This window comes from Nonomuraea jiangxiensis (genome assembly GCF_900099965.1).
Lineage (GTDB): Bacteria > Actinomycetota > Actinomycetes > Streptosporangiales > Streptosporangiaceae > Nonomuraea > Nonomuraea jiangxiensis.
The window spans coordinates 421408-446771 of the sequence record NZ_FNDJ01000005.1; the positions used below are offsets into that span (position 1 = coordinate 421408).

Annotated in this window: 24 protein-coding genes; 5 read left to right on the forward strand and 19 right to left on the reverse strand. The window is 73.2% G+C overall.

Features of this window, described 5'->3' with window-relative positions:
- Positions 1–25: 25 nt before the first annotated feature.
- The 8 genes from BLS95_RS14090 to BLS95_RS14125 are packed head-to-tail and all read right to left on the reverse strand — an operon-like array spanning position 26 to position 8623.
- A complete protein-coding gene (locus tag BLS95_RS14090; RefSeq protein WP_090931380.1) occupies positions 26–1447 on the reverse strand; it encodes an aldehyde dehydrogenase family protein in 1422 nt (473 codons plus the stop codon).
- On the reverse strand, positions 1444–2466 hold the full coding sequence (locus tag BLS95_RS14095) for a P1 family peptidase (RefSeq protein ID WP_090931381.1): 1023 nt from the start codon (positions 2464–2466) through the stop codon (positions 1444–1446). The genes BLS95_RS14090 and BLS95_RS14095 overlap by 4 nt, the downstream gene beginning before the upstream one ends.
- Positions 2466–3644: a M20 family metallopeptidase gene (locus BLS95_RS14100; protein WP_245765044.1), complete on the reverse strand. Its 1179-nt coding sequence runs from the start codon at positions 3642–3644 to the stop codon at positions 2466–2468. Before BLS95_RS14100 ends, BLS95_RS14095 begins: the two co-directional genes overlap by 1 nt.
- Positions 3641–4441 carry an ATP-binding cassette domain-containing protein gene (locus BLS95_RS14105; protein ID WP_090931382.1) on the reverse strand — a complete coding sequence of 267 codons (801 nt, stop codon included), beginning with the start codon at positions 4439–4441 and terminating at the stop codon, positions 3641–3643. The genes BLS95_RS14100 and BLS95_RS14105 overlap by 4 nt, the downstream gene beginning before the upstream one ends.
- Positions 4410–5324 carry an ABC transporter ATP-binding protein gene (locus BLS95_RS14110; protein WP_090931383.1) on the reverse strand — a complete coding sequence of 305 codons (915 nt, stop codon included), beginning with the start codon at positions 5322–5324 and terminating at the stop codon, positions 4410–4412. The genes BLS95_RS14105 and BLS95_RS14110 overlap by 32 nt, the downstream gene beginning before the upstream one ends.
- Before the next feature lie 2 nt (positions 5325–5326).
- Positions 5327–6175, reverse strand: coding sequence for an ABC transporter permease (locus BLS95_RS14115; RefSeq protein WP_245765045.1), 849 nt, complete (start codon positions 6173–6175; stop codon positions 5327–5329).
- A gap of 8 nt (positions 6176–6183) precedes the next feature.
- Positions 6184–7122 (reverse strand): ABC transporter permease, encoded by a 939-nt coding sequence (locus tag BLS95_RS14120; protein WP_090931385.1) that lies wholly within the window; start codon positions 7120–7122, stop codon positions 6184–6186.
- Positions 7123–7129: 7 nt separating this feature from the next.
- A complete protein-coding gene (locus BLS95_RS14125) occupies positions 7130–8623 on the reverse strand; it encodes an ABC transporter substrate-binding protein (RefSeq protein WP_090931386.1) in 1494 nt (497 codons plus the stop codon).
- An 88-nt stretch (positions 8624–8711) separates the two neighbouring features.
- Between BLS95_RS14125 and BLS95_RS14130 the strand changes: the two genes are divergently transcribed.
- From BLS95_RS14130 to BLS95_RS14140, 3 genes are all read left to right on the forward strand, one after another.
- Positions 8712–9464: a FadR/GntR family transcriptional regulator gene (locus BLS95_RS14130; protein ID WP_090931387.1), complete on the forward strand. Its 753-nt coding sequence runs from the start codon at positions 8712–8714 to the stop codon at positions 9462–9464.
- A gap of 30 nt (positions 9465–9494) precedes the next feature.
- Positions 9495–10451, forward strand: coding sequence for an adenylate/guanylate cyclase domain-containing protein (locus tag BLS95_RS14135; RefSeq protein ID WP_143043695.1), 957 nt, complete (start codon positions 9495–9497; stop codon positions 10449–10451).
- An 88-nt stretch (positions 10452–10539) separates the two neighbouring features.
- Positions 10540–12057: an acyl-CoA synthetase gene (locus BLS95_RS14140; RefSeq protein ID WP_090931389.1), complete on the forward strand. Its 1518-nt coding sequence runs from the start codon at positions 10540–10542 to the stop codon at positions 12055–12057.
- A gap of 24 nt (positions 12058–12081) precedes the next feature.
- On the opposite strand, the gene BLS95_RS14145 is transcribed toward BLS95_RS14140, so the two are convergent.
- From BLS95_RS14145 to BLS95_RS14195, 11 genes are all read right to left on the reverse strand, one after another.
- Positions 12082–13365 carry an RNA polymerase sigma factor gene (locus BLS95_RS14145; RefSeq protein ID WP_090931390.1) on the reverse strand — a complete coding sequence of 428 codons (1284 nt, stop codon included), beginning with the start codon at positions 13363–13365 and terminating at the stop codon, positions 12082–12084.
- A gap of 12 nt (positions 13366–13377) precedes the next feature.
- A complete protein-coding gene (locus BLS95_RS14150) occupies positions 13378–13725 on the reverse strand; it encodes a YciI family protein (RefSeq protein WP_090931391.1) in 348 nt (115 codons plus the stop codon).
- A gap of 119 nt (positions 13726–13844) precedes the next feature.
- A complete protein-coding gene (locus BLS95_RS14155) occupies positions 13845–15455 on the reverse strand; it encodes a benzoate-CoA ligase family protein (RefSeq protein ID WP_090931392.1) in 1611 nt (536 codons plus the stop codon).
- A gap of 100 nt (positions 15456–15555) precedes the next feature.
- Positions 15556–16374, reverse strand: coding sequence for an NUDIX hydrolase (locus tag BLS95_RS14160; protein WP_245765046.1), 819 nt, complete (start codon positions 16372–16374; stop codon positions 15556–15558).
- A 58-nt stretch (positions 16375–16432) separates the two neighbouring features.
- On the reverse strand, positions 16433–17056 hold the full coding sequence (locus BLS95_RS14165) for a LuxR C-terminal-related transcriptional regulator (protein ID WP_090931394.1): 624 nt from the start codon (positions 17054–17056) through the stop codon (positions 16433–16435).
- A complete protein-coding gene (locus tag BLS95_RS14170) occupies positions 17047–18234 on the reverse strand; it encodes a sensor histidine kinase (RefSeq protein ID WP_245765047.1) in 1188 nt (395 codons plus the stop codon). Before BLS95_RS14170 ends, BLS95_RS14165 begins: the two co-directional genes overlap by 10 nt.
- A gap of 11 nt (positions 18235–18245) precedes the next feature.
- The gene (locus BLS95_RS14175) at positions 18246–18443 is read right to left on the reverse strand and encodes a hypothetical protein (protein WP_143043696.1); all 198 of its coding nucleotides are present in this window, start codon (positions 18441–18443) and stop codon (positions 18246–18248) included.
- 162 nt (positions 18444–18605) lie between these two features.
- Positions 18606–19523 carry an ATP-binding cassette domain-containing protein gene (locus BLS95_RS14180; RefSeq protein ID WP_090931397.1) on the reverse strand — a complete coding sequence of 306 codons (918 nt, stop codon included), beginning with the start codon at positions 19521–19523 and terminating at the stop codon, positions 18606–18608.
- A gap of 86 nt (positions 19524–19609) precedes the next feature.
- On the reverse strand, positions 19610–21241 hold the full coding sequence (locus BLS95_RS14185; RefSeq protein WP_090931398.1) for an ABC transporter permease: 1632 nt from the start codon (positions 21239–21241) through the stop codon (positions 19610–19612).
- Positions 21238–22131 (reverse strand): ABC transporter ATP-binding protein, encoded by an 894-nt coding sequence (locus tag BLS95_RS14190; protein WP_090931399.1) that lies wholly within the window; start codon positions 22129–22131, stop codon positions 21238–21240. The genes BLS95_RS14185 and BLS95_RS14190 overlap by 4 nt, the downstream gene beginning before the upstream one ends.
- A gap of 35 nt (positions 22132–22166) precedes the next feature.
- Positions 22167–23003: an oxidoreductase gene (locus BLS95_RS14195; protein WP_090931400.1), complete on the reverse strand. Its 837-nt coding sequence runs from the start codon at positions 23001–23003 to the stop codon at positions 22167–22169.
- 262 nt (positions 23004–23265) lie between these two features.
- Between BLS95_RS14195 and BLS95_RS59805 the strand changes: the two genes are divergently transcribed.
- Positions 23266–23976: a helix-turn-helix domain-containing protein gene (locus BLS95_RS59805; RefSeq protein WP_090931401.1), complete on the forward strand. Its 711-nt coding sequence runs from the start codon at positions 23266–23268 to the stop codon at positions 23974–23976.
- Positions 23977–24186: 210 nt separating this feature from the next.
- Entirely contained in the window at positions 24187–25362 is a 1176-nt protein-coding gene (locus BLS95_RS14205) for a glycosyltransferase (RefSeq protein ID WP_090931402.1), read from the forward strand.
- The last annotated feature ends 2 nt before the right edge of the window (positions 25363–25364 follow it).

Genomic DNA, 25364 nt, shown 5'->3' on the forward strand with positions numbered 1-25364 from the left:
AAGGTAAAGACAACGCGTCGAACTGTTACGGCCGGATGATGGCCATCCTCGTGACCGTCAGCTCCTCGATGGCGAAGCGCGGCCCCTCGCGGCCGACGCCCGAGTCCTTGACGCCGCCGTAGGGCATGTTGTCCGCCCGGAACCCCGGCACCTCGTTGACCACCACTCCCCCGGCGTCGATGCGCTCGATCGCCGCGAACGCCGTGGCCAGCGACCGGGTGAAGACCGCCACGTGCAGGCCGTAGCGCGACTGGTTGACGGCGGCGAAGGCGGCGTCGAGGTCGGGCACCGAACGCACGCACACGACCGGCCCGAAGATCTCCTCGTCCCACGCCGCCGCGCCGTCCGGCACGTCGGCGAGCACGGTGGGCGCGATGGCCCGGCCGTCGCGGTGCCCGCCCGTGAGCGGTTCGGCCCCGGAGGCGGCGATCCACTCCAGGACGCGGTCGGTGGCGGGCCCGTCGATGAGCGGGGCCACCCGGGTGCCGGGCAGCCGGGGGTCGCCGACCTCGACGTCCTTGACCCGCTCGGCCACCAGGGACAGGAACGCCTCGCGTACGGGCTCCTCGACCAGCACCCGCTGCACCGAGATGCACGCCTGGCCGGAGGCGTAGTAGCCGCCCCGCACGACCGCGTCGGCGGCGGCCTCCAGGTCGGCGTCGGCCGCCACCACGAGCGCGGCGTTCGAGCCGAGTTCCAGCAGGACCTTGGTGGGGGCGGCGTTGCGCGCGATGGCGTGGCCGGCGGCGGCCGAGCCGGTGAAGGAGACCGCGCCGATCCTGCGGTCCTCGACCAGCCTGCGGCCGACCTCGACGTCCCCGGTGACGAGCTGCACGCCCCCCGGCGGCAGCGAGTCGCGCAGCAGGTGCACCAGCCAGAGGGTGGCCAGCGGGGTCGCCGGGGCGGGCTTGACGATCACGGGGCAGCCGGCGGCCACCGATGGGGCGATCTTGTGGGCGGCCAGCAGCAGCGGGTAGTTGAAGCCGGTGATCCCGACGACGACGCCGATCGGCCGGCGCGTCCAGAACCCGACCAGCCCCTCGCCGGACGGCAGCAGGTCCAGCGGCACGGTCTCCCCGTGCAGCCTGGCGACCTCCTCGGCGGCCGTGGCCAGCGTGACGAGCGTCCTGGCCACCTCGACCTTGCAGTCCACCAGCGGCTTGCCGGTCTCCAGCACCAGCAGCCGCTCGAAGTCCTCCTGCCGGTCCCGCAGGGTGTCGTGGGCCCGCAGGAGGGCCGCGCGGCGGGCGTGCGAGGGCAGCGCGGCCATGGCGGGAGCCGCCGCCAGCGCCGCGTCGAGGGCCGCCGCGGCGAGTTCGGGCGTGCCCAGCGGGGCCTTGGCGACCAGGGATCCGTCGTAGGGGAAGAGCACGTCGGTGGTGCCGGCGGTCTCCACCCAGCCGTTCCCGATGGGCAGCCCGGACGGCCATTCGGCGGTGAAGGTCATGATCGCCCTCCTGTGGCGCTCGGGAACACGTCGAGGTACGCGGGCGCGTCCTCGCGACCGGTGGCGGCCAGTACGGCGTGCGCGACGGCCCTGCTGAACACGTCGGCCGCCGCCGCCAGCGTGTCCTGGAGGGCGTCGTGGCCGGGGACCGGGCGGGCACAGGTGGCCAGGGCGAAGATGGTGTCGCCGTCGGTCATGGTGTGCGCCGGCCGGATGGCCCTGGCCAGGCCGTCGTGGGCCACCCCTGCGAGCTTGCCGCACTGCGCCTTGCCGAGGTCCAGGTCGGTGGCCACCACGCCGATGGTGGTGTTGAAGGACGGCCGGTTCTCGGGGTTCCAGGCCACGACCTCGTGCGGGGCGGGCGGCCGGAGGTGGTCGAACTCGCCGGGCAGCCCGTATCTGGCGCCGGCGAGGGTGCCGTCGACCGGGTCGAGCACCGAGCCGGCGGGGTTGACCACGGCCAGGGCGGCGACGGTGGCGCCGCAGTCCAGGACGGCGCTGGCCGTGCCCACGCCGCCGGCCAAGCCGCCCGCCGTCGCGGCGGTGCCCGCTCCGACGGAGCCGTTGGCCTCCGGGGGCGTCGTGCCGGGGTGCGGGTGCGCGGCGGCGTCGTAGGCCGCGCTGCCCAGGGCGGCGTCCGGGGTGGCGCGGAACGTTCCGCCCCGGCCCAGGTCGAAGATGACGGCCGCGGGGACGATCGGGACCACGCCGCCCGCCACGGGGTAGCCGACGCCCGCGTCCGCGAGCCGGTCCACCACCCCGCAGGCGGCGGCCAGCCCGTACGCGCTGCCGCCGGTCAGCACCACGGCGTGCACCCGCTGCACCAGGTTGCGCGGGTCGAGCAGCTCGGTCTCCCGGGTCCCCGGGGCGGCCCCGCGCACGTCGACCCCCGCCACGGCGCCGCCGTCGGGGGCCAGCACGACCGTGGTGCCGGTCCGGTGGCCGCCGCCGACCCGCTGGGCGTGCCCGACCCGCAGCCCGGCCACGTCCACCAGAGAGTTCGTCGGCCCGGGACGCATCAGTAGTCCCCGTTCAGGAAGCGCCGCGCGGCCTCGGCGAACACGCGGGTGCACCGGACGATCTCGGCCACCTCGACGAACTCGTCCGCCTGGTGCGCGATCCACTTCCCGCCGGGCCCGTACACGACCGAGGGGATGCCGCCCCAGTGCGTCAGCACGGTCCCGTCCGTCGAGCCCGGCACCCCGCCGTACACCGGCTCCTCCCCCGTCACCGACCGGTGGGCGGCGGCCAGCGCGGCCACCACCGGGTCGGAGACGGGCACATCCACCGGCGGCCGGTCCACCAGGATCGACACCTCGGCGGCGATCCCGTCGTATCCGGCGAGGGCGGCCACCCGGTCGGCGACGACCTTGTGCTCGACCCCGGGGATCGTCCGCACGTCCACGAACACCGAGGCCACGGCGGGGATCACGTTGACCTGCTCCTCCGAACCGGCCCGCAGCACGGTGGGGGTGACGTACACCTCGCCGAGGTGCTCGTGCGCCGGGTGCCGCGCCTGCAGCTCGTCCTGCAGCGCCCCGAGGCCCGCCAGCAGCGCGCCCACGGCGGGGATGGGGTTGCGGCCGTGCTGCGGCATGGCCCCGTGCGCCATCTTTCCGGTGAGGTCCACCCGCAGCCGCAGCGCTCCCTTGGCCACGGCGCAGATCTCCCCGGCCTCCGGCTCGGCCACGATCGCGCCGTCCACGTCGGCGGTCAGCCCCTCGGCGACGAAGTGGTGCGCGCCGAGCATGAGGCCCTCCTCGTCGGCCAGCGCGCACACCTTGATCCGGCCCGGGAACGGTCCAGCCAGCTGCAGCGCGCGGGTGGCGTAGAGGGTGGCGGCCAGGCCCGACTTCATGTCGGCGCTGCCCCGGCCCCACAGCCGCCCGTCGCGGATCTCGCCGCCGAACGGGTCCACGGTCCAGGTGGACAGATCACCCTCGGTGACGACGTCCGTGTGGCCCTCGAACATCAGCGTCGGCCCGTCCCCGCCGCCGCCCTCGACCACCGCCACCACGTTCGGCCTGCCGGGCGCGGCCTCGGACACCACCGGCCGCCATCCCCACTCGCGCATCTTCGCCTCGACCAGCTCGGCGGCGGGCCGCTCGTCGCGGCCCCGCGCCGGGTCGTTGGTGCTGGGGATCCGCACCAGCGCCTGCGTGAAGGCCACCACGCCCTCGGCATCGACCTCGATCAAAGCAATCCCTCCAGAGTTGGTACGGCCTGCAGCAACGTACGCGTGTAGGCGTGGGCGGGCGCGGCCCAGACGTCGTCCACCGGCCCGGTCTCCACGATCTCGCCCCGGCTCATGACCGCGACCGTCTCGCACACGTGCCGCACCACGGACAGGTCGTGCGAGACGAACACCAGCGTCAGCCCCAGCTCGTCGGCCAGGTCGGCCAGCAGGTTGAGGATCTGCCCGCGGACCGAGACGTCCAGGGCGCTGACCGGTTCGTCGGCGACCAGCACCTTCGGCCGGGGCGCGAGCGCGCGGGCGATGGCGATGCGCTGCCGCTGCCCGCCGGAGAACTGGTGCGGGTACCGGTCGGCGGCCGTGGCGGGCAGCCCGACCGCGTCCAGCAGCCCGGCCACCCGGTCGCCGACGGGCAGGCCGAGGGCGGTGAGCGGCTCGGCGACGAGGTCGCGCACCCGCATGCGGGGGTCGAGCGAGCTCATCGGGTCCTGGAAGACGATCTGCAGGTTCTCGCGCAGGAAGCGCAGCCGCCGCTCCGGCAGGCCGGCGATCTCCTGCCCGTCGAAGCGGATGGAGCCTCCGGTGGGCTGGTCGAGCCCGCACAGCAGGCGCAGCAGCGTGGACTTGCCCGAGCCGGACTCGCCGACGATGCCGTAACGCTCGCCGCGGTGCACGGTCAGCGACACGTCCCGCAGCGCGTGCACCTCGGCTCCCGGTTTGGTGAGCGAGGTGCGGGGGCGGCGGTAGACGCGGGTGAGGTCGCGGGCCTCAATCAGCGGGGTGCCAGCATGCGTGGGCATGTCCGTCTCCTGTCAGCGCCGGGACCTGCTCGCACGCGGTGGTGGCCTGCGGGCAGCGGTTCCTGAACACGCAGCCGTCGGGGAAGTGGCCGGCCGGCGGGACGTTGCCCTGGATGGTGGGCAGGCGGGTGCCGCGCGGGGTGAGCTTGGAGGCGGCCAGCAGGCCCTCCGTGTAGCGGTGGCGGGGGCGGGTGAACACCTCGCGGATGGGGCCGCTCTCCACGACGCGGCCGCCGTACATGACCAGGACCCGCTCGCAGACGGAGGCCACGACGGCGAGGTCGTGGGTGATGAACAGCAGCGCGGGCGCGACCTCCGCGATCAGCTCCAGCATCTGCTTCTGCACGGTGACGTCGAGCGCGGTGGTGGGCTCGTCGCAGATGAGCAGCCGGGGCTCGTTGGCCAGCGCGATGGCGAGCATGACGCGCTGGCGCTGGCCGCCGGACAGCTGGTGCGGGTAGGCGCGGAAGATCTGTTCCGGGTCGGGCAGCCGGACGCGGCCGAGCAGGTCGAGCGCCCGGGCGCGGGCCTCGGGGCTGGAGCGGCCGTGCAGGGTCATGACCTCGGCCACCTGGGCGCCGATCCGCATGAGCGGGTTCAGCGCGGTCATGGGCTCCTGGAAGACCATGGACAGCTCCCGGCCGCGCAGGTCCTTGATCCGGCTCTCGGGCACGCCGACCAGGTCGCGCTCGCCCAGGCGGGCGGTGCCGGAGGCGGTGACGCCTTCGGGGAGCAGCCCCATGAGCGACAGCGCGGTGAGCGACTTGCCTGACCCGGACTCGCCGATCAGCCCGACCCGCTCGCCGGGCGCGATGGCGAACGACACCTGGTGCACGAGCTCGGCGGAGTCCGCCCGCACGGTCAGGCCGTCAACACTCAGCATGCTCAACGGGTCGCTCCGTTCGCGGGGGGCTCGGCCTGCTCCCTGATCCGCCTGAGCCTGGGGTCCAGGTAGTCCCGCAGGCCGTCGCCCAGCAGGTTGAAGCCGAGCACGGCCAGCGCGATGGCCAGGCCGGGCCAGAGCGCCAGGCGCGGGGTGGAGAAGAGCAGCTCCTGCGACTCCTGCAGCATCCGCCCCCACGACGGGGTGGGCGGCCGGGTGCCGAAGCCGAGGAACGACAGCGCCGCCTCGGCCAGGATGGCGATGGCGAACGACACCGACGCCTGGACGATCAGCATCGAGGAGATGTTCGGCAGCACGTGCCGCACCGCGATGGCCGGGCGCCGCCGCCCTGCGGCCCGGGCGGCGAGGATGTAGTCGGTCACCATGACCTGGAGCGTGGCCGCGCGGGTCACCCGGGCGAACGCGGGCACGGTGGCCACCCCGATCGCGATCATCGCGGTGAGCGTGCCCGCCCCGTAGACCGCGCCGAGCATGACGGCCAGCAGCAGCGCCGGGAAGGCGAACACCAGGTCGTTGACCCGCATGATCAGTTCCGACAGCCAGCCGCGCGGGGTCATCCCGGCGACCATGCCGAGCGGCACGCCCAGCACGGCGGCGATGCCGACGGCCACGATGCCCACGTAGAGCGTGGTCCGGGCGCCGACCATGAGCTGGCTGAAGGTGTCGCGGCCGAATTTGTCGGCCCCGAGCAGGTAGCCGCCGCCCGGCTCGCGCAGCTTGCGCGCCGCGTCCACGAGTGTCGGGTCGTGCGGCGTCCAGAAGAACGACACCACCGCGGCCAGCCCCACCAGCGCCACGAGCACGGCGCCGACCAGCAGCGCGACGTTCACCCGGCCCTTCATCGCAGCCTCGGGTCGAGCAGGTGGTAGGCCACGTCCACCACGAAGTTGATCAGCAGCACGGCCGCCACCAATACCATCACCACCCCCTGGACGAGCAGCAGGTCGCGCCCTGCCACGCCGTTGAGCAGCAGGTCGCCCAGCCCCGGGATGACGAAGACCCGCTCGACCACGACCGCGCCGATGAGCAGCGTGGCCAGTTGCAGCCCGAGCACGGTGACGACCGGGATGGAGGCGTTGCGCAGCCCGTGCCGCCACAGCGCGCCGGTGCTACCCCGGCCCTTGGCCCGGGCGGTGCGCAGGTAGTCCTCGCGCATCACGTCGAGCACGGCGCTGCGCACGTAGCGGGTGAGTACGGCGCCCTGGACGAGCCCGAGCGACAGCCACGGGAGCAGCAGGCCGCGCAGCCACTCCGCCGGGTTCTCCGCGATCGGCACGTAGCCGCCGGACGGCAGGGCCTGGGCCTGCACCGCGAACACGAACACCAGCAGGATGCCCGCCAGGAACGCCGGGACGGCGATGCCGATCTGGCTGGCCGCGCTGATGAGCGCGCCGAGCGGATTGCGGTGGTGCACGGCGGCGAACGTGCCCAGCGGCACCGCGACCAGCAGCGCCACGATCATGCCGCCGACCACCAGCACGGTCGTCACGGCGAGCCGGTCGCTGATCTGCGGGCCGATCGGCGAGCTGGTGACGTAGGAGGTGCCGAAGTCGCCGTGGAGCAGCCCGCCGAACCAGTCGAGGAACTGCACGACGGGCGCCCGGTCGGTGCCGAACTGCCGGCGCAGCTCTGCGACCGCCTCGGGCGTGGCGTTGACGCCCAGGGCGATCTCGGCGGGGTCGCCGGGCAGCAGCCCCATGAACGCGAACACCACGACCGCGGCCACGGCGGTGCTGGCGACCAGCACCGCCAGCCGTTTCAGCAGGTAGAGCGTCATGTGGGGGTCACTGCTTGGCGAGCGCGGTGAAGTCGAAGGACTCCGCGATGGCGTTCTTCGGCAGCCCGGTGACGCCCTTCTTCGCCACGATCAGGTTGGGGAACAGGAACAGCCAGTCGGCCGCGGCGTCCTCGGACAGCAGCTTGGCGGCCTGCTTGAGGTCGTCGGTCTGCTCCTGCTCGGTGCCCTCGTCGGCGGCGGCGAGCAGCTTGCCGAACTCGGGGTTGTCGTAATGGAAGTAGTACGACTTGTCAGCAAAAATCCCCATGTCGCGGGGTTCGACGTGGTTGATAATGGACAGGTCGTAGTCGCCCTTCGTGAACACCTGGTCCAGCCAGCGGGCCGGGAACTCCAGGGGCTCGATCTCGGCATTGATGCCCACCTGCGCGAGCTGCGACTTGACGACCTGCGCGCTGGCGACCGCGTACGGCAGGTTGGGGATGCGCATCTTGACGTCGTACGTCTTGCCGCCGAGCAGTTCCTTGGCCTTGGCCGGGTCGTAGGGGTAGTCGCCGGTGCGGTCCTCGTACCAGGGGTCGGTGGGCGGCACCATCGAGCCGATCGGCTGGCCGCGCCCGGCCCAGGCGGTCTCCAGCAGCGCCTTGTGGTCGATGGCGTGCCTGACGGCCTGGCGGACCTTCTTGTCGTTGAACGGCGGGCGGCCGTTGTTCATCGACAGCACGACCTCGCCGTTGGTGGTGCCCTCGATCGTCTGGAAGCGGTTGGGGTCGGCGAACTGCTGCAGCGACTCGGGCGCCTGCACCGCGGAGATGACGTCGATGCCGCCGGTCAGCAGCGCGTTGCTCATCGCCGTGGCGTCCTTGAAGTATTTCAGGGTGACGGTCGGCACCTTCGGCTTCGTCCCCCAGTAGGAGGGGTTGGGCTGAAGCTGGATGGAGTCGCCGCGCCGCCAGGAGCCCAGCACGTAAGGGCCGGTGCCGACGGGCTTGTTGGCCAGGTCGGCCACCCCGGTGCGGCTGAACATCGCGCCGAGCCTGGTCGCCATCGAGTAGAGGAAGCCGTTGCTCGGCCGCTTGAGGGTGACGACGGCGGTGTGGTCGTCGGTCTTCTCCACCTTGTCGACCACGTCGAGCTGCGACTTGATCTTGAGCTTCCAGTCCGTCTTCACCCGGTCGAGCGAGAAGACCACGTCGTCGGCCGTGAACGGCGCGCCGCTGCTGAACTTCACGTCCTTGCGCAGGGTGAAGGTGTAGGTTTTGCGGTCGGCCGAGACGTCCCACTTCTCCGCGAGCAGCGGCACGATCTTGCCGTCCTGGTCGAGCTTGACCATGCCTTCGTAGACGTTGACGAGTAACGCCTGGGGAATGGCCGCGCCCTCGGTCGAGGTGAAGTCGAGGTTGGCGGGCTCGGCCACGAACCCGACGGACAACGACTGGGCTTGGGGGGTGCCTGTTCCGCCGCCACCGCCGGCACCGCCGCCGCAGGCGGCCAGGGCCAGCAGGAGACCGCCGGCGGCGATCCAGGTGCCGATTCGCCTCATCTTTTACAGCCTCCTGGCTAGTGCACTGGTCGGACCAGTAGGCTACGCACATTGCCAGTCGGCGGCGGCTCAGGTCAAGGGGGATTGCATGGGTGGTCCGCGCTTCGAGCCGGTGCGTGCCGTGCGCGCGTACGAGCGGGTCGTCGAGCAGGTCGAGGAGGCCATCGAGAGCGGCTCCCTGACCCCGGGCCAGCGGCTGCCCAGCGAGCGCGAGCTGATGGTGCAGTTCTCCGTCAGCCGCTCCACCGTCCGCGAGGCGCTGCGCGTGCTGCAGGCGCGCGGTCTGGTCCGCTCGCGGCCCGGCGACCCGAACGGGGCGGAGGTGCTGCCCTTCACACCCGCCGCGTTACACAAGTCGATGACCACCCTCGCCAGGGTGGAGGAGCTGTCGCTGGCCGAGCTGCTGCAGTTCAGGATGGTGCTGGACTCCTCGGCCATCCTGCTGGCCACCCGGCAGCGCAGCGAGGAGCAGCTCGCCGAGATGGACGCGGCCGTGGCCCGCATGCGGGAGGCGGTGGAGGCCGGCCATGACACGTTCGGGGCGGCCGACGTGGCCTTCCACGACGCCGTGGCCAGGGCGAGCGGCAACAAGCTGATCCAGATCTGCACCGACGTGGTCCGCTCGATCGTGCTCGGCCTGATCTCGGAGAAGATCGCCACCGCTCCCGACCGGGCGGCGCTGATGCGGCAGAGCATCAGCCACCACGAGGAGGTGATCGCCGCCGTGCGCGCAGGGGACGGCCGGCTGGCGGCCCGCCTGTCGCGAAAGGCGATGTACGACTACTACGCCGGCTACGTTCCGGCCGACGAGCGTTCCGCACTGCGGGCGCTGCTGGAGTGACCTGGCCCACAGAGTGTTATCTTGGCGCCCGTGGATGGGGACGGGGTGCTGGAGACCTTCCTGCGCGCGCCGCGCCGCTACACCAGCCACCAGGTCGCCCAGATGGCGGGGGTGCCGGTCTATCGCGCGCGGCGGTTCTGGCGTGCTCTGGGATTCGCCAACGTGGCCGACGACGCGGTCGAGTTCACCGACTCCGACGTCGAGGCGCTCAAGACGCTGCTCGGCATGGTCACCTCGGGCGTCTACGACGAGGAGCACGTGCTGCTGCTGGCCCGCTCGCTCGGCCGGGCCACCACCCAGCTCGCCGAGTCGCAGGCCGAGCTGGGCGTGGAGGCGCTCGACCAGGCGGGCGTGCCGCTCGCGGAGCGGCCCAGGGCCTGGCGCCGGCGGGCCGAGCGGGTGGTGCCCGACCTGGCGCGGCTGCTGGTCTACGCCTGGCAGCGCCAGCTCGCCGTGGCCGCCGGGCGCATCGCCGACCAGGACATGAGCGCCGTACGCCTGTCGGTCGGGTTCGCCGACCTGGTCGCGTTCACCCGGCTGAGCAGGCAGATCACGGCCGTCGAGCTGGCCCGGCTGATCGACGCCTTCGAGGGCCGCTCGGCCGACATCGTGATGTCCACCGGCGGCCGGGTGATCAAGACGCTGGGTGACTCGGTGCTGTTCGTGGCCGACCAGTCGCACGTGGCGGCGGAGATCGGGCTGCGGCTGGTGGAGACGCACAAACGCGGCCGGGACATGCCCGAGCTGCGGGTGGGGCTGGCCTCCGGGCCGGTGATCTGGCGCATGGGCGACGTGTTCGGCACGACGGTCAACCTGGCCAGCCGGCTCACGGCGCTGTCGCTGCCCGGCACGGTGCTGGCCGATCCCGAGCTGGCCGAGGAGCTGGAGGGCGATCGGGCCTTCCGGCTGCGCGCGGTCGACCGGCTGTCGGTGCGGGGCCTGGGCGAGCTGGCGCCGTTCACGGTCACACGCGCGGGCTCGCACTGACGCCGCGCCCGTATGCGGGGTGAGTTTCGCGGGCCTTCCCGGTTAGGATCACCCGAACATCGTTCTGCCATGATCGGAAGGTGTCGGGTTGACTCGTCAGCATGCCATCGGTGACCTGCTGCGGCGCTCGGCCGCGCGCCACCCCGCCAAGACCGCCGTCGTCTACGGCAACCTCCGCCAGAGCTACGCCGATCTGGACCTGACGGTCAACCGCACGGCCAACGCGCTGGCGGCCCGGGGGGTGGGCAAGGGCGACAGGTTCGCGGTGTTCAGCCACAACAACCACGCTTTCGTGGTGACGTACCTGGCGCTGGCGCGGCTGGGGGCGATCTCCGTGCCGATCAACTTCATGCTGGGGGCCGAGGAGGTCGCGTACGTGCTGGAGCACTCCGGCGCGACCGGCCTGCTGGCGGAGGAGGCGCTGCTGCCGGTCGCCGCGGCGGCGGCCGGACCCGCGGTGACGGTGCGCGGCGTGATCGGCGCCGCCGACGGGTGGGAGCCGTTCGCCGCGTGGGCGGCCTTCGACGACGCCTCCGAGCCCAGTGTGGAGATCGCCGACGACGACCCGATCCAGGTCATGTACACCAGCGGCACCGAGTCCCGCCCCAAGGGCGCCACACTGTCGAGCCGCAGCCTGATCTCCCAGTACGTCACGTGCCTGGTCGACGGCGAGATGCGGCACGAGGACGTCGAGGTGCACGCCCTGCCGCTCTATCACTGCGCGCAACTGCACTGCTTCCTGACGCCCGGCCTCTACGTGGGCGCCACCAACATCATCCTGCCCGGCGCCGACCCGGGGACGATCCTGGCCACGATCGAGGGCGAGAGCGCCACGAAGCTGTTCTGCCCGCCCACCGTCTGGATCGGGCTGCTACGCCACCCGTCCTTCGACCGCCGGGACCTGTCGTCGCTGCGCAAGGGCTACTACGGCGCCTCGATCATGCCGGTGGAGGTGCTGAAGGAGATCGCCGCGCGGCTGCCGGACGTGCGCCTGTTCAACTTCTACGGCCAGACCGAGATGGCGCCCGTGGCCACGGTCCTCGGCCCGGACGAGCAGCTCACCCGGCTGGGCTCGGCCGGGCGGCCCGCGCTCAACGTCGAGACCCGGATCGTCGACGACGCGGACCGGCCGGTGCCGCCCGGCGTGGTCGGCGAGATCGTGCACCGCAGCCCGCACGCCATGCTCGGCTACTGGAACGACCCGGCCACCACCGAGGAGGTCTTCCGAGGCGGCTGGTTCCACAGCGGTGACCTGGGCGTCATGGACGCCGACGGCTACCTGTCGGTCGTGGACAGGAAGAAGGACATGATCAAGTCGGGCGGCGAGAACGTGGCCGGCCGCGAGGTGGAGGAGGTCATCTACCGGCATCCGGCGGTCGCGGAGGCGGCGGTGTTCGGGGTGCCGGACCCCAAGTGGGTCGAGGCGGTGACGGCCGCGGTGGTGCTGCGGGACGGGGGCGAGGTGACCGCGGAGGAGCTGATCGCGTTCCTGCGGGAGCAGCTGGCCGCGTTCAAGACGCCCAAGCGGGTGGTGTTCGTGGATTCCCTGCCGAAGAACGCCTCCGGCAAGGTGCTCAAACGCGAGCTGCGCCACAGGTTCGGCTGAAGCGGCGGTCACCGGGCCGGCCCCTCAGGCTTCGCCGGGGCTTTCGAGGGCCGCCAGGCGGCGGCGCAGGTGGGCGCGTTCGGGCTCGGTGCCCGCCAGGGCGAGCGCCTGCCGGTAGGCCGCGGCGGCCTCGGCCCGCCGGCCGAGCCGTTCCAGCAGGTCGGCGCGGGCCGTCGCGTACGGGGTGTAGGCCCGCAGCCGCGGCTCGGCCGCCAGCGCGTCGAGGAGGGCCAGGCCCGCCGCGGGGCCGTCGCGCAGCGCCACCGCCGCCGCCCGGTTCACTTCGACGATCGGGGAGGGCGTGAGCGCGAGCAGCACGTCGTAGAGCGCCACGATCTGCGGCCAGTCGGTCGTGGCGACGTCGGCGGCCTCGTCGTGCAGCGCGGCGATCGCGGCCTGCACGCCGTAGGGGCCGGGAGGGCCGCCGGTCAGCGCGGCGGGCACCAGGGCGAGCCCCTCCTCGATCATCGCGCGGTCCCAGCGGCCCCGGTCCTGCTCGTCCAGCAGGACGAGCTCGCCGCCGGTCCCGGTGCGGGCCGCGCGCCGGGCGTGGATCAGCAGCATCAGCGCGAGCAGGCCCGCTACCTCGCGCTCGGCGGGCAGCAGGCGGCGCAGGATCCGCGCCAGCCGGATGGCCTCCTCCGCGAGGTCGAGCCGCTGCAGGTCCGGGCCCGCGCTGGCCGCGTACCCCTCGGTGAAGATCGAGTAGACGACCTGGAGCACGCCCGGCAGGCGTTCCGGCAGCTCGTCGGGGCCGGGCACGCGGAACGGGATGCGGGCCTGGCTGATCTTCTTCTTGGCCCGTACGATCCGCTTGGCGACGGTCGCCGGCGGCACCAGGAAGGCCCGCGCGACCTCGGGCGTGGTGAGCCCGCCGAGGCAGCGCAGCATCAGCGCCCCGCGGTCCTCGGCGGACAGGGCCGGGTGGGAACAGGTGAAGAACAACCGCAGCCGCTCGTCGGGCAGGCCGTCGCCGGCCTCGGCGGGCGGGACGGGTTCCGCCCGGTCGGCCTCCACCTGCAGGATGGCCAGCCGGGCGGCGTACGCCTTGTCCCGCCGCAGCCGGTCGACGGCCCGGCGGCGTGCCGTCGTCATCAGCCACCCGCCGGGGTTGGGCGGCACGCCGTCGACCGGCCAGCGCACCAGCGCCGCCTCGACGGCCTCCGAGGCCACCTCCTCGGCCAGGTCGAGATCGCCGAAGCGGCGGACGAGGGCCGCGAGCAGCCGGCCGTGTTCCTCCCGGAAGATCGCCTCCACCGACGCCCGCGCACCTGTCTCGGCGGGCCGGTCCGCACGCGGATCCCTCATGTGTCGCCCGGCCTAGAACTCGGCGACCGGGCGGACCACGATCGAACCGCCGGCGTGCGCGCCCGGGCAGCGGGCCGCCCAGTCGAGCGCGACGTCGAGGTCGGGGACGTCGATGACGTAGTAACCGCCGAGGATCTCCCGGGTCTCGGCGAACGGCCCGTCCGTCACGGTCCGCTCACCGCCCGGCCCGACCCGCACGGTCGTGGCCGTGGTCAGGTCCGCCAGCGAGTGCCCGGCGACGAAGATCCCCGCCTCCTGGACGGCCTTGTCGTAGGCCATCCAGTCCTCCACCTCGCACCCGTCGGACGTCGGGGCGTCGCTCTGCGTGGCGGCCGTGTGGATGAGCAGCATGTACTTCATGGTCAGGGTCCTTTCCGCGTGACTGTGACCGTGCGGCCGGACGCGACCGGGTCACCTTACGGGATGACCACGAACGGGACGCGCCCCGATGGACATCGCCCGGGCACGAACTTTCCGCTCTAGGCTCCGTGCTTGCCCAGCAGGTCGGCGGCGATGCGGCGGACCACCACGCGCTGGATCTTCCCGGTGGCCGTCTTGGGCAGCTCGTCCAGGATCAGCACCTCGCGCGGGCGCTTGAACGCGGCCAGGCCGTCCCGGCAGAAGGCGACGAGTTCGGCGGCGTCCACCGTACGGCCAGGGGCGGAGACCACGCACGCCACCGGCTTCTCCAGTCCCTCGCTGTCGATGTAGGCCACGACGGCGCACTCGCCGACCGAGACGTGCTGCAGCAGCCTGCCCTCGACCTCCATCGGCGACACCCAGATGCCGCCCGCCTTGATCATGTCGTTGGAGCGGCCCAGGCACTGGTAGAAGCCGTCCTCGCCGCGGATGTAGGTGTCGCCGGTGCGCAGCCACTCGCCCTGGAACACCTGGCGGGTGGTGGCCGTACGGCACCAGTAGCCGGTGGCCACGGAGTCGCCGCGGACGTACAGGTGGCCGGGCTCGCCGTCCTTGACGGGGGCGCCGAAGTCGTCGAGCAGCTTGGCCTCGTAGCCCGGCACGACGGTTCCCGAGCTGCCGGGCCGCACCCGGCCTGGGCGGTTGGAGATGAAGATGTGCAGCGCCTCGGTGGAGCCGAGGCCGTCGAGGATGTCGGTGCCGAAGCGGCCGGTGAAGCGGCGGTAGATCTCGGCGGGCAGGGCCTCGCCCGCGGAGACGGCCAGGCGTACCGACTGGAAGGAGGTGCCGGGGGCGTCGGTGGCGAGGAGCGCGGCGAAGAACGTGGGGCCCGCGAAGAACAGCGTCGGCCGGTGCTCGGCCACGCTCGCCAGCACTCCCGCGGGCGTGGGGCGGGCCGGGTCGAGGATGGCGGTGGCGCCGGCGGCCAGCGGGAAGAACAGGGAGTTGCCGATGCCGTAGGCGAAGAACAGCCTGGCCACGGAGAGGCAGCGGTCCTTCGGGCGGATGCCCAGCACCTGGCGGCCGTAGGTCTCGTAGACGTCCCGGATGGCGCCGTGGCGGTGCATCGCGGCCTTCGGGGCGCCGGTGGTGCCCGAGGTGTAGAGCCACAGGGCGGCCGAATCGCGCCAGGTGTCGTACGCGGGGGCGGCCTGCGGGCCGGTCGGGAGCAGGTCGGCCCAGCGGCAGGTGGTGACCTCGGCGGTCAGGCTCCGCGCGGCTCCAGCTGGGTCGGCCGGGCCCGCCGGCGGACGGCCGTCGGCGTCCGTGAGCACGAGCACCGCCACGTCGGGGGCGTCGAGAAGCGCCTCCCGCACGGTCGGCTCGAACTCGGGCGTGGCCACGACGACCCGCGCCCGCGAGTCCCGGATCAACGTCCCCAGCTCGGCGTCGGTGTACATGGTGGACACCGGCACGGCCACCGCGCCCATCCGCATGACGGCCAGCACGGTGATCACCGTCTCGGGCCGGTCCGACATGACCAGCAGCACCCGCTCCTCGGGCCTGACGCCCAGCGTTCGTAACCCGGTGGCCAGCGCGGCGACCTGCGCGGCGAGCTCCGCGTACGTGACCGTGCCCGCGGGGCCCGTGAGCGCGACGTGGTCCCCTCGCCCTGCTTCGACCTGCCGGTCCACGAGATAGACGCTGGCGTTGAACGACTCGGACGTCATTGGCCGACCCCATCCGCAGGCGGACATTGTACGAAAATCTTCTACACAGGAATGATGCTCCGTCAATGACTTGTAGCATTGCCAGGTCTCGCCGCCGGGATCAACGTTCGGCGGGCCATGCGTGGAGGGCGAACGGGACCTGGCCGAGGATGTGCGCGATGGCCGCCGCCGGGGAGTCGATCATGTCGTGCGGCAGGGCGTTCACGGGCCACCAGGCTAGTTCTGAGCATTTGTCCGGTTCGGCGTTGTAGGGCTCGCCGGCCCAGGTTTCCGTGCGGAAGAAGAGGCCCAGGCGTTCCGGGGCGCGGTGCATGACGTGGACCAGGGTCAGGTCCGCCGGGTCGAGGGTCACGCCCAGCTCCTCCTTGGCCTCCCGTACGGCCGCGTCGATCACCGGCTCCCCCTCCTCCAGGTGGCCGGAGGGCAGGTGCCACAGCCCGTCGCCGAAGCCGGTGCCGGTGCGCCTGCCGAGCAGCACTTCGCCACTCCCGGGGGCGCGGCGCAGCAGCAGGACGTGCACGTCGACGATGGGCCGGAACCGATCCGCCGCCGCCGGGGCGGGGGCGGGCCGGGGGTCGATGGATGGTGGGGACGGGCGGCGGTCGAGGGACTGGACCCATTTGACGGCCACGGCGGCCGCCTGGATCAGCTCGGCGCGCAACCGGTCAGGGTCCGACTCCGCGAACGCCTCCAGGACCTCCTCGGCCAGGATGTGGCGCCAGGTCAGGGTCCCGGTCCTGCCCGACTCGTCCGTCTCCTGCCGGGCCAGGTCCGCGTCGGCCACCCTGGCCGCGCCGCCCGTCCCGTCGGGCAGCACCTGCATGCCCCATCTCGCGTCCTGAGCCGCTCGCTCCGCCGCCACGTCAGCCAGGACTCTCGCCAGCGAGCCCGGTACGCCCGCATCCCCGTCATGTATCACCGTCCCAGTCTGGCGCAGGAACCCCGCAGGGCCGGACCCGCCGCACGCCTGGGATCGCTCAGCTTTCGAGGTAGCGCAGGATGGCCAGGGCGCGGCGGCTGTAGTCGCGGTCGCGCGGCAGGTCGAGCTTGTCCATGATGGCGTTGACGTGCTTCTCCACGGTGCTGAGCGACACGTGGAGGCGCTCGGCGATGGCGGCGTTGACCAGGCCCTGGGCGAGGTGGCGCAGCACCTCGGCCTCGCGCGGGCTCAGGCGGCTCAGCGGGTCGGCGTGCGTGGTGCGGGCCAGCAGCCGGCGCACCACCTCGGGGTCGAACGCGGTCCCGCCCGCGCGTACGCGTTCGAGCGAGTCGAGGAAGTCGGCCACCTCCGACACCCGGTCCTTGAGCAGGTAGCCGAGCCCCTGCGGGGACCCGGCCAGCAGCCGGGCCGCGTAGTGCTGCTCGACATATTGCGACAGGACGAGGACGCCGACCTCCGGGCGGCGTTCGCGGATCTCCAGCGCCGCCCGCAGCCCGTCGTCCTTGTGCGTGGGCGGCATGCGCACGTCGATCACGGCCACGTCGGGGCGGTGCTCATCGACGGCGGCCAGCAGCGCGGGCGCGTCGTGACCGGCGTCGTCGAGCAGCCGGGTGAGCCCTTCGCGCAGCAGGACGGAGTCGTCGGCGAGGATCACCCGCACGGCGGCGCCTTGGGCAGCCTGGCGGTGATGCGGGTGGGGCCGCCGGGCGGACTGTGCACGGTGAGCTCGCCGTCGAGCGCCAGGACGCGCCTGCCCAGCCCGGCCAGCCCGCCGCCCGCGGGGTCGGCGCCGCCCCTGCCGTCGTCCGAGATCGTCACGCTCACCGTCCGTTCGTCCTCGCCCAGCACGACCAGGATGTCATGGGCGGCGGCGTGCTTGACCGCGTTGGTGATGGCCTCGCGGGCCACGAAGTACAGGGCGGTCTCGGTCTCCGGCAGGAGGCGGCCGGCCAGCCCGTAGTGCATCGTCACCGGCACGCCGGCGCGCTCGGCCACGCCGTCGAGCGCGGCGCGCAGCCCCAGTTCGTCGAGCGCGGTGGGGTAGATCCGCCAGGCGACGCTGCGCAGCTCGTCGAGGAGGCGGCGCGACTCGGTGTAGGCCTGGGCGACCAGGTCGGTGGCGGCGGCGGAGTCCCGGGCGTGACGGGCGCGGCCGAGCAGCATGGCCAGCGCGACGCCGCGCTGCTGGACGCCGTCGTGCAGGTCGCGCTCGATCCTGCGCCGCTCCTCGTCCACGGCCTTGACGATGCCGGAGCGGGTGGCGGTCAGCTCGGCGATCCTGCGGCGCATCCGCTCGCGGTCGCCGGGGCCGAGGAAGCGGATGGCCAGCCGGCGTTCCAGCCGGCCGACGGCCAGGATCATCAGGGTCAGCACCGCCAGCAGGACGATCCCGTTGGTCAGGCCGAGCATGCCGCTGCTGGTGACGATCTTCACGCCGGGCAGGGTGACGGGCACCGGCTCGGACTCGCCGCGCAGCATGACCCAGGGCCCGCCGAACAGCAGCAGCGCGGTGACGAACAGCACGGCCGCGCAGCCGTATCCGCTCAGCAGGCCGAGCGCGGCGCGGGCGGCGAGGTATCCGTAGCCGCCCCGGCCGGTCGTCTCGTGGTCGAACCACCTCGCCAGCCGGGCGCGCTCGGCGGCCATGAGCCGGGCCAGGCCGCGGGCCGCGACCGGTCGCGCGGCCGGGATCAGCGCCGCGGGCCAGGCCACGGCCAGGAACGCCAGCTCGGCGAGGGCGAGGACCGTCCCCAGGAGCACCCCGGCCAGGACGCGCACGGCACCGCTCGAGGAGACCTTGTCATCCGGCCCGCCGTCGTACGTCATGCTGCCCGCCACGCCCGTGCAGTCTATGCGTCGCGGCGGCGCAGCACGGCGTGGCCGGCCGCCAGCCCGGCCGCGACCCAGGCGAGCAGCCAGGCCAGGCCCTCCCCCGCCGGGTACGGCATGGGCCCGCCGGTCAGGTTGTCCGTGCTGCCCATGAACGCCAGCCCGGCGAACATCGGCATCCGCAGCGAGAGATCCAGCGCGAGCCGGCTCCCGGTCATCAGCAGCATCAGCGCCGTCGCGCAGGGCGTCCGTGGCGGTGGCGCCGCCCAGGGTCAGCGCGGCCAGCACCATGAGCACCGTCGTGGCGGCCAGGCACCACCAGGTGGAGCGGACCGACCACAGCTTCACCCACTCGGCCCCGGCCGCCTGCCGCAACCCGCTCATGCGCCCGCCCGTCCCGTGGCGCCGTACTCGACGCTGTCCGCGGTCAGCTCATGGTAGGCCTGCTCCAGCGACGCCTCCCTGGTGCGCAGCCCGTGCAGCCGGATGCCCGCCTCGTGCGCCAGGTCCCCGACCCGCTCGACGGGGACGCCGGTGGCGGCGACCTCGTTCTCGCCGAGCCGTTCCGTCGCGATCCCGGCGGCGCGCAGGCAGGCGGCCAGCTCGCCCGCGTGCGGGGTGCGTACGAGCACGGTCGTGCCGGCGCTACCCGCGATGACCTGCGCCAGCGGCGCGTCCATGATGAGCCGCCCCTTGCCGATCACCACCAGGTGGTCGGCGGTCAGCTGCATCTCGCTCATCAGGTGACTGGAGACGAACACGGTACGGCCCTCGCCGGCCAGCGACCGCATGAGCCCGCGTACCCACCGCACCCCGTCCGGGTCGAGCCCGTTGACGGGTTCGTCGAACATGACCACCTCGGGATCCCCCAGCAATGCCGACGCGATCCCGAGCCGCTGGCTCATGCCCAGGGACAGCGCGCCCGCCCGGCGGCGGGCGGCCTCCGACATGCCGACCGTCTCCAGCACCTCCGCCACCCGCCGCCGCGGGATGCCGTTGCTGCGCGCCAGCGCCACCAGGTGGGCGCGCCCGCTGCGGCCCGGGTGCACGGCCCGCGCGTCGAGCAGCGCGCCGACCGTGCGCAGCGGGTTCCTGATCCGGTGGTACGGCACCCCGCCGATCGTGGCCGTGCCCGAGGTGGGCCGGTCGAGGCCGAGGATCAACCGCATCGTGGTGGATTTCCCGGCCCCGTTCGGCCCCAGGAACCCGGTCACCCTGCCCGGCTTCAGCTCCAGCGACAGGTCCTCCACCGCGAGCCGGTCGCCGTAGCGCTTGCTCAAACCCTTGAGACTGATCACGCCGCCCCACGGTAGGCGGGCCCGGCGCGAGCGGCCATGGGGGCGGGCCGCCGACCTCGATGGCGGGAAACCGTAAACGCGGCCGGTCAGCCGGTGGCGAGATCGCGGCGGCGCAGGCCGTACAGGCCGAGGGCCGTCAGGATCGCGGCGAGGGCGGTGAGCACCACCGTGGCCACCGGGGTGAACGTGCCCAGCGGGGTCCAGGGCAGGTGGGACAGCGCCGAGGTGTTCGGCACCCAGTCCGGCAGGCCCGCGTAGGTGCCCAGGACCGTCACGAACCCGCAGTACGCGAGCGCCGCCCAGGCCAGGCCGAGCAGCCGCGGGGCCAGGCCCAGCAGCGCGGCGGGGACGGCGAGCAGCACCAGCACCTCAGGGGCCCGGATCAGGCACGCCCGGGTGACCTCCCCCACGTACGCGGGATCGCCCGTCGACACGGCGGCCCCGACACCGAGCCCGGCTCCGTAAACCGCGAGCAGCACCACCACGGCGAGAACCGTGACCAGCAGCGACGCCCCGAACCACGTCACCCGGCCGGTCGGCCCTGCCAGCACGGGCCCGCTACGGCCGCGCACCTCCTCCGTCCGGAGCCGGAGGACCGACAGGACCGCGAAGACGGCGGTGTAGAGGGAGCCGGTGAACACCATGAGGCCGATCCAGGCCCGCCCGAGGTCCGCCCCGGCGGAGAAGATGGGCAGATCGGTGGTCAGCATGCCACCGGTCATGGCCCCCAGGATCAGGCCGACGGCCAGGAACGCGGCCGCCCACCAGCCGATGGCCGCCTGCTGCAGTCGCAGCGCGAGCGCGAACGGCGAGCGCACCCATGGGGCCGCCGAGGCCCGGCCGGGACGCGGGGCCACCAGGGAGGCGCCGAGGTCCCTGCGCTCCGCCAGCGCGTACGCGGCCGCCACCAGCAGCCCGGCGGCCAGCACCGGAAGACCGAGTGGCCACCAGCGCTCGTCGGCCAGTACCCGGGTCTGCTGCGACCAGCCGAGCGGAGACAGCCAGAACAGCGGGCCGCCCTCTGGGCTCTGCAGCGCTCCCGCCCCGCGCAGGATCCACGCCACGGCGAGCGCCACGCCCGCGAGCCCGGCCGCCCCTCTGGAGTGCTCGGTGACCTGGGCGGTGACCGCGGTGAGCGCGCCGAACACCAGCCCGGCCGCGGCGAGGGAGGCGCCGAACAGCAGCGCGCCCCCGATGGGGAAACCCACCGCGATCGCCGCGGCGGCGCTGCAGAGCGCGAGGGCGGCGTTGCCGATCAGCGCGAGGACCAGCGCCGCGGTGAGCTGGGCGTGCCGGCCCACGGCGGCCGCCCGGACGAGCTCGGCCCGGCCGGTCTGCTCCTCCGCCCGGGTGTGCCGGGTGACGAGCAGGATGGTCATCAGCGCGGCTGCCAGCAGGAACTCGACCCAGTAGGCGAGGAGGAAATACTGCTGCGAGGTGCCGGCCGGGTCGCCGAAGACGGGTCCGGCCAGCACCTTCATGAACGAGCCCTGGATCATCAGGGTGGCCTCCAACCTGGCCTCCGGCGTCGGGGCGACGACGGTGGTGGCCGCGCCGTAGAAGCGCGGGATGAGGGCCGTGATGGCGAGCACCCAGAGCGGCAGCTTGATCCGGTCGCGGCGCAGCGCCAGCCGGATCATGGCGCCGGTGCCGGTCAGCCGGCCGCCCGCCGCCCGCGATCCGGTACGGCCGCGCGTCCGGGAGACCGTGACGGTCATGCCGCCGCCCCGTTCCCGTAGTGCCGGAGCATGAGCTCCTCAAGCGTCGGCGGGTGGCTGACCAGCGAGCGGACGCCGAACTGGGCCAGGTGCCTGACGGCGGTGTCCAGGTGCTGGGCGTCCACGCTGAACCGTACGGTCCCGTCCGCGGTCGTCGGCCGATGCACGCCCGGCAGCCCGTCGAGGCCGGTGACCGGGCGGGCGGTGCTCGCCTCGATCGTCGTCCTGGTCAGGTGCCGCAGCTCCGCCAGCGTCCCGGACTCCACGGCCTTCCCGTCCCGGATGATGGTGATCCGGTCGGCGAGCCTCTCGACCTGGGCGAGGATGTGGCTGGACAGCAGGATGGTGTGGCCGGCGGCCTTGGCCTCGGCGACGACCCGCTGGAACACCGCCTCCATCAGCGGGTCCAGGCCGCTCGTGGGCTCGTCCAGGATGAGCAGCTCCACGTCGGCGGACAGGGCGGCGACGAGGGCGACCTTCTGGCGGTTGCCCTTGGAGTAGGTGCGTGCCTTCTTCCGCGGGTCGAGCTCGAACCGCTCGATCAGCGCCTGCCTGCGCTTGGGGTCGAGCCCGCCGCGCAGCCGGCCGAGCAGGTCGATGGCCTCGCCGCCGGTGAGGTTGGGCCACAGCTCCACGTCTCCCGGCACGTACGCCAGCCGCCGGTGCAACGTGACGGCATCGGCCCACGGGTCGCCGCCGAGCAGCCGGGCGCTGCCGGAGGTGGCCCGGATGAGGCCCAGCAGGACGCGGATGGTGGTGCTCTTTCCCGCGCCGTTCGGGCCGAGAAAGCCGTGCACCTCCCCGGCGGCCACGGTCAGGTCGAGCCCGTCGAGTGCCCGGGTCCGCCCGTAGGTCTTGACGAGCCCGGAAACGGCGATGGCAGGGGTCATGGGTTTCTCCGATGGCGGATCTGATGGGGTGCGGCTCATCGCCGCGTCGAGTCCGCGGGCCTGGTCACCGCCGCGTCGAACTCGCGGTCGGTGAGGGTTCTGTTGAGGTTGAGGAGCGCCTCGGCCTGCCAGCCCACGACGTAGCGGGTCTCCGGCCGGGCCGACTCGACGGCCTCCCGGATGGTGACCGCGACCACCTCGGGGTCCGAGGCCGGGCTGTCGCCGCCCAGGTGCGTCTCGGCCGCGTGTGCCATGGCCTCGGCCAGCCGCCGGTAGGCGCCGTTCCCGGAGATCTCCCGCAGTTGGCGCGCGGTTCCGGCCTCGAAGTCGGTTTTGATGATGCCGGGCTGGACGACGACGACGTCGATGCCGAAGGCGCCGGCCTCCATGCGCAGCGTGTCGGAGAAGGCCTCCAGGGCGTGCTTGGAGGCGTAGTACCAGGCGCCGAGCGGCAGGGCGATCTCGCCGCCGATCGAGGACACGTTGACGATCGTGCCGGAGCCCCGCGCCCGCATGTGCGGCAGGACGAGCTGCGCCAGCCGGGCCGGCGCGAACACGTTGACCTCGAACTCGTCCCGTGCCAGCGCCAAGGGCGTGTCCTCGACCGCGCCATGGAGCACGGCTCCCGCGTTGTTCACCAGGACGTCGATCCGCTCGTGCGCGTCCAGGACGGTACGGACGGCCCGCCGGAGGTCTTCCTCCTCGGTCACGTCCATCGCGAGGGCGTGGCCTCCCGCCTCCTCGATCGCCGCCATCAGGTGCACCCGGCGCGCCGCGCCGTACACGATGTGGCCGCCACGCAGGAGTTCGAGCGCGGTGGCGTGGCCGATACCGGACGAGGCACCGGTGACGAGACATACCTTGGCCGTCATGGCAGGGGTTCCTCAGGACTCGACGAATGGGCGGTGGGTCACCCGCCCCAGGCGGGAACGCCGATCGTTCACGCATGAGGAAACGCTACGGATGCGTTCGAGAATTCAGCAAGCCGGAAAGGCCGTTTACGCAGGTCAGACGCTTTCAAGTGGCGCAATAGCGAGAACCAGAAATGCAACAACGGGCTACCGGGGTGTCGCACCCAAGCACCTCCCGTACGCATACTTGGGCCGAGGTGACGACGAAGTGCCGGGAGGGCGCATGCCGGGAGGCCACCTGACGTACGAGGATCGCCGGAAGATCGCCGAAGGGCTGGCGGAAGGGCTCAGCTACGCGGAGATCGCCCGTCGTCTGGGGCGGCCGAGATCCACCGTCGGCCGCGAGATCGCCAGGAACGGCGGCCCGCACGCCTACCGCGCTGCCCGGGCGCAGCAGGCGACCGGGTGGCGCGCCCGGCGCCGGATCCCGCCGCCGAGCTCACCGGAGACCGCGGAGGCCGACGCGCGTGACCCCCAGGCGGTGCGGGAGCTGGAGCAGAAGCTCTCGGCGATGCTGACCGAGGCGGGCGGGGTGCCGGCCATCGCGGGCAAGGTGCTGGCCTGCCTGCTCACCAGCGACTCCGGCCACCGGACCGTGGCCGACCTGGTCGAACGGCTGCAGGTCAGCCCCGCGTCGATCTCCAAGGGCGTCGGCTGGCTCGACCGCGTCAACCTCGTCCGGCGCGAGCGGGAAGACCGGCGCGAGCGCTATTTCATCGACGAGGACGTCTGGTATCGGGCGTGGGTGATCAACAGCCGCGCGATGGCGAAGTGGGCCGACACGACGCAGGAAGGCGTCGAGATCCTCGGCGCGAACACCCCGGCCAGCGCCCGGCTCCGGGCCGCCAGCCAGTTCTTCCGGCTCCTCGGCCGCGACATGGCCCAGGCGGCCGAGCACTACCGGCAGATCGCCTCCGGACCTCCATCGGACTGAAACGACCGCCACCTCCCCGGCCCCGCCACCTCCTCAGCCCCGCCACCTCCTCAGCCCCGCCAACTCCCCGACCCCGCCACCGTCGAGTGCGGCGGCGGGCGGCTCGACGCGGGCTCCCCGCCGGGTCGTACCGGTAGTGATGCGGGCACTCCAGGTAACCTAGGGTTCCAGGATGCGTCGGGTGTCCGGATGCGGGGGGAAGGAGCCGGCGTGCGGGTGCTTTGTACCGTGACGGGGTCGATGTCACACGCCAGGGCCATGTTGCCGCTGGTGTCGGCGCTGGCGGAGGCCGGGCACGAGGTGCTGGTCGCGGCGCCGCGGCGGCCCGCGTCCATGCTGTCCACCGCGCCGGTGACTGTCGCCCCGGTCATGGGCGATCCCGCCGACCACACGCCCGTCACGCCGTGCCCGATCGACGAGCTGTGGTTCCAGATCTTCATGGGGCCGCTGCTGCTGGCGGACTTCGCGGCGCTGATGCCGCTCGCCCGGGAGTTCCGGCCCGACCTGATCGTGCGCGACGGCGGCGAGCTGGCGGGGCGGCTGGTGTCCGAGTCGCTCGGCGTGCCGCTCGTGGTCGCGCCCTCGGGCGCCGCCAACCACATCAACCCGGTCACCCTGCTGCCCGTGCTCAACGAGCGCCGCGCCCAGCTCGGGCTGCCCCGGGCCACGGAGCCGTACGCCGTCAACGGGTTCGGCCGGCTCGACTGCATGCCGCCGGAATACTCCTTCGACGCCTACCCGGCCAAGCGCACGCTCCTCTACCGGCAGCCCGCCGTCGTGGACCCGTCGGAGTCGGACCTGGACGGCTGGGCGGCCGACCTGCGCACCGGCCGGCCGCTGGTGCTGGCCTCCGTCGGCACCGTGCTGCCCCGGCTGACCCTGCTGCGGCCCGACGGCGCCACGCCGGACCGGCTCTTCCAGACCGCGGAGCTGCTCGACGCCATCGTCACCGGGTTGTCGCGGCTGGACTGCCACGCGCTCGTCGCCACCGGCGGCCTCCCGGTGCGGGAGCCGCCGCCCGGCAGTGGGGTCCGCGTCGTGGACCGGTTCCCGCAACCCACGTTGCTGCCGTACGCGCGGCTGTTCGTCACGCACGGCGGCTACAACAGCGTGCGGGAGGCGGTGGCGGCCGGCGTCCCCATGGCGGTGCTGCCGCGCTTCGGCGACCAGCCGCGCAACGCCGACCGGATCCGGCGGCTCGGCCTGGGCGACCGCCTGCCCGGCGACGACCCCGCCACCATCGCGGCCACGTGCGGCCTCCTGCTCCACGACTCCCGTACGATCGCGCAGGCCCTCAACGCCCGGCAGCGCATGCTCGCCCTGCCCCCGGTCGAGACGATCGTGGCCGACCTCGAACAGGCCGCCCGCTGCGGCCCCGACTCCTGACG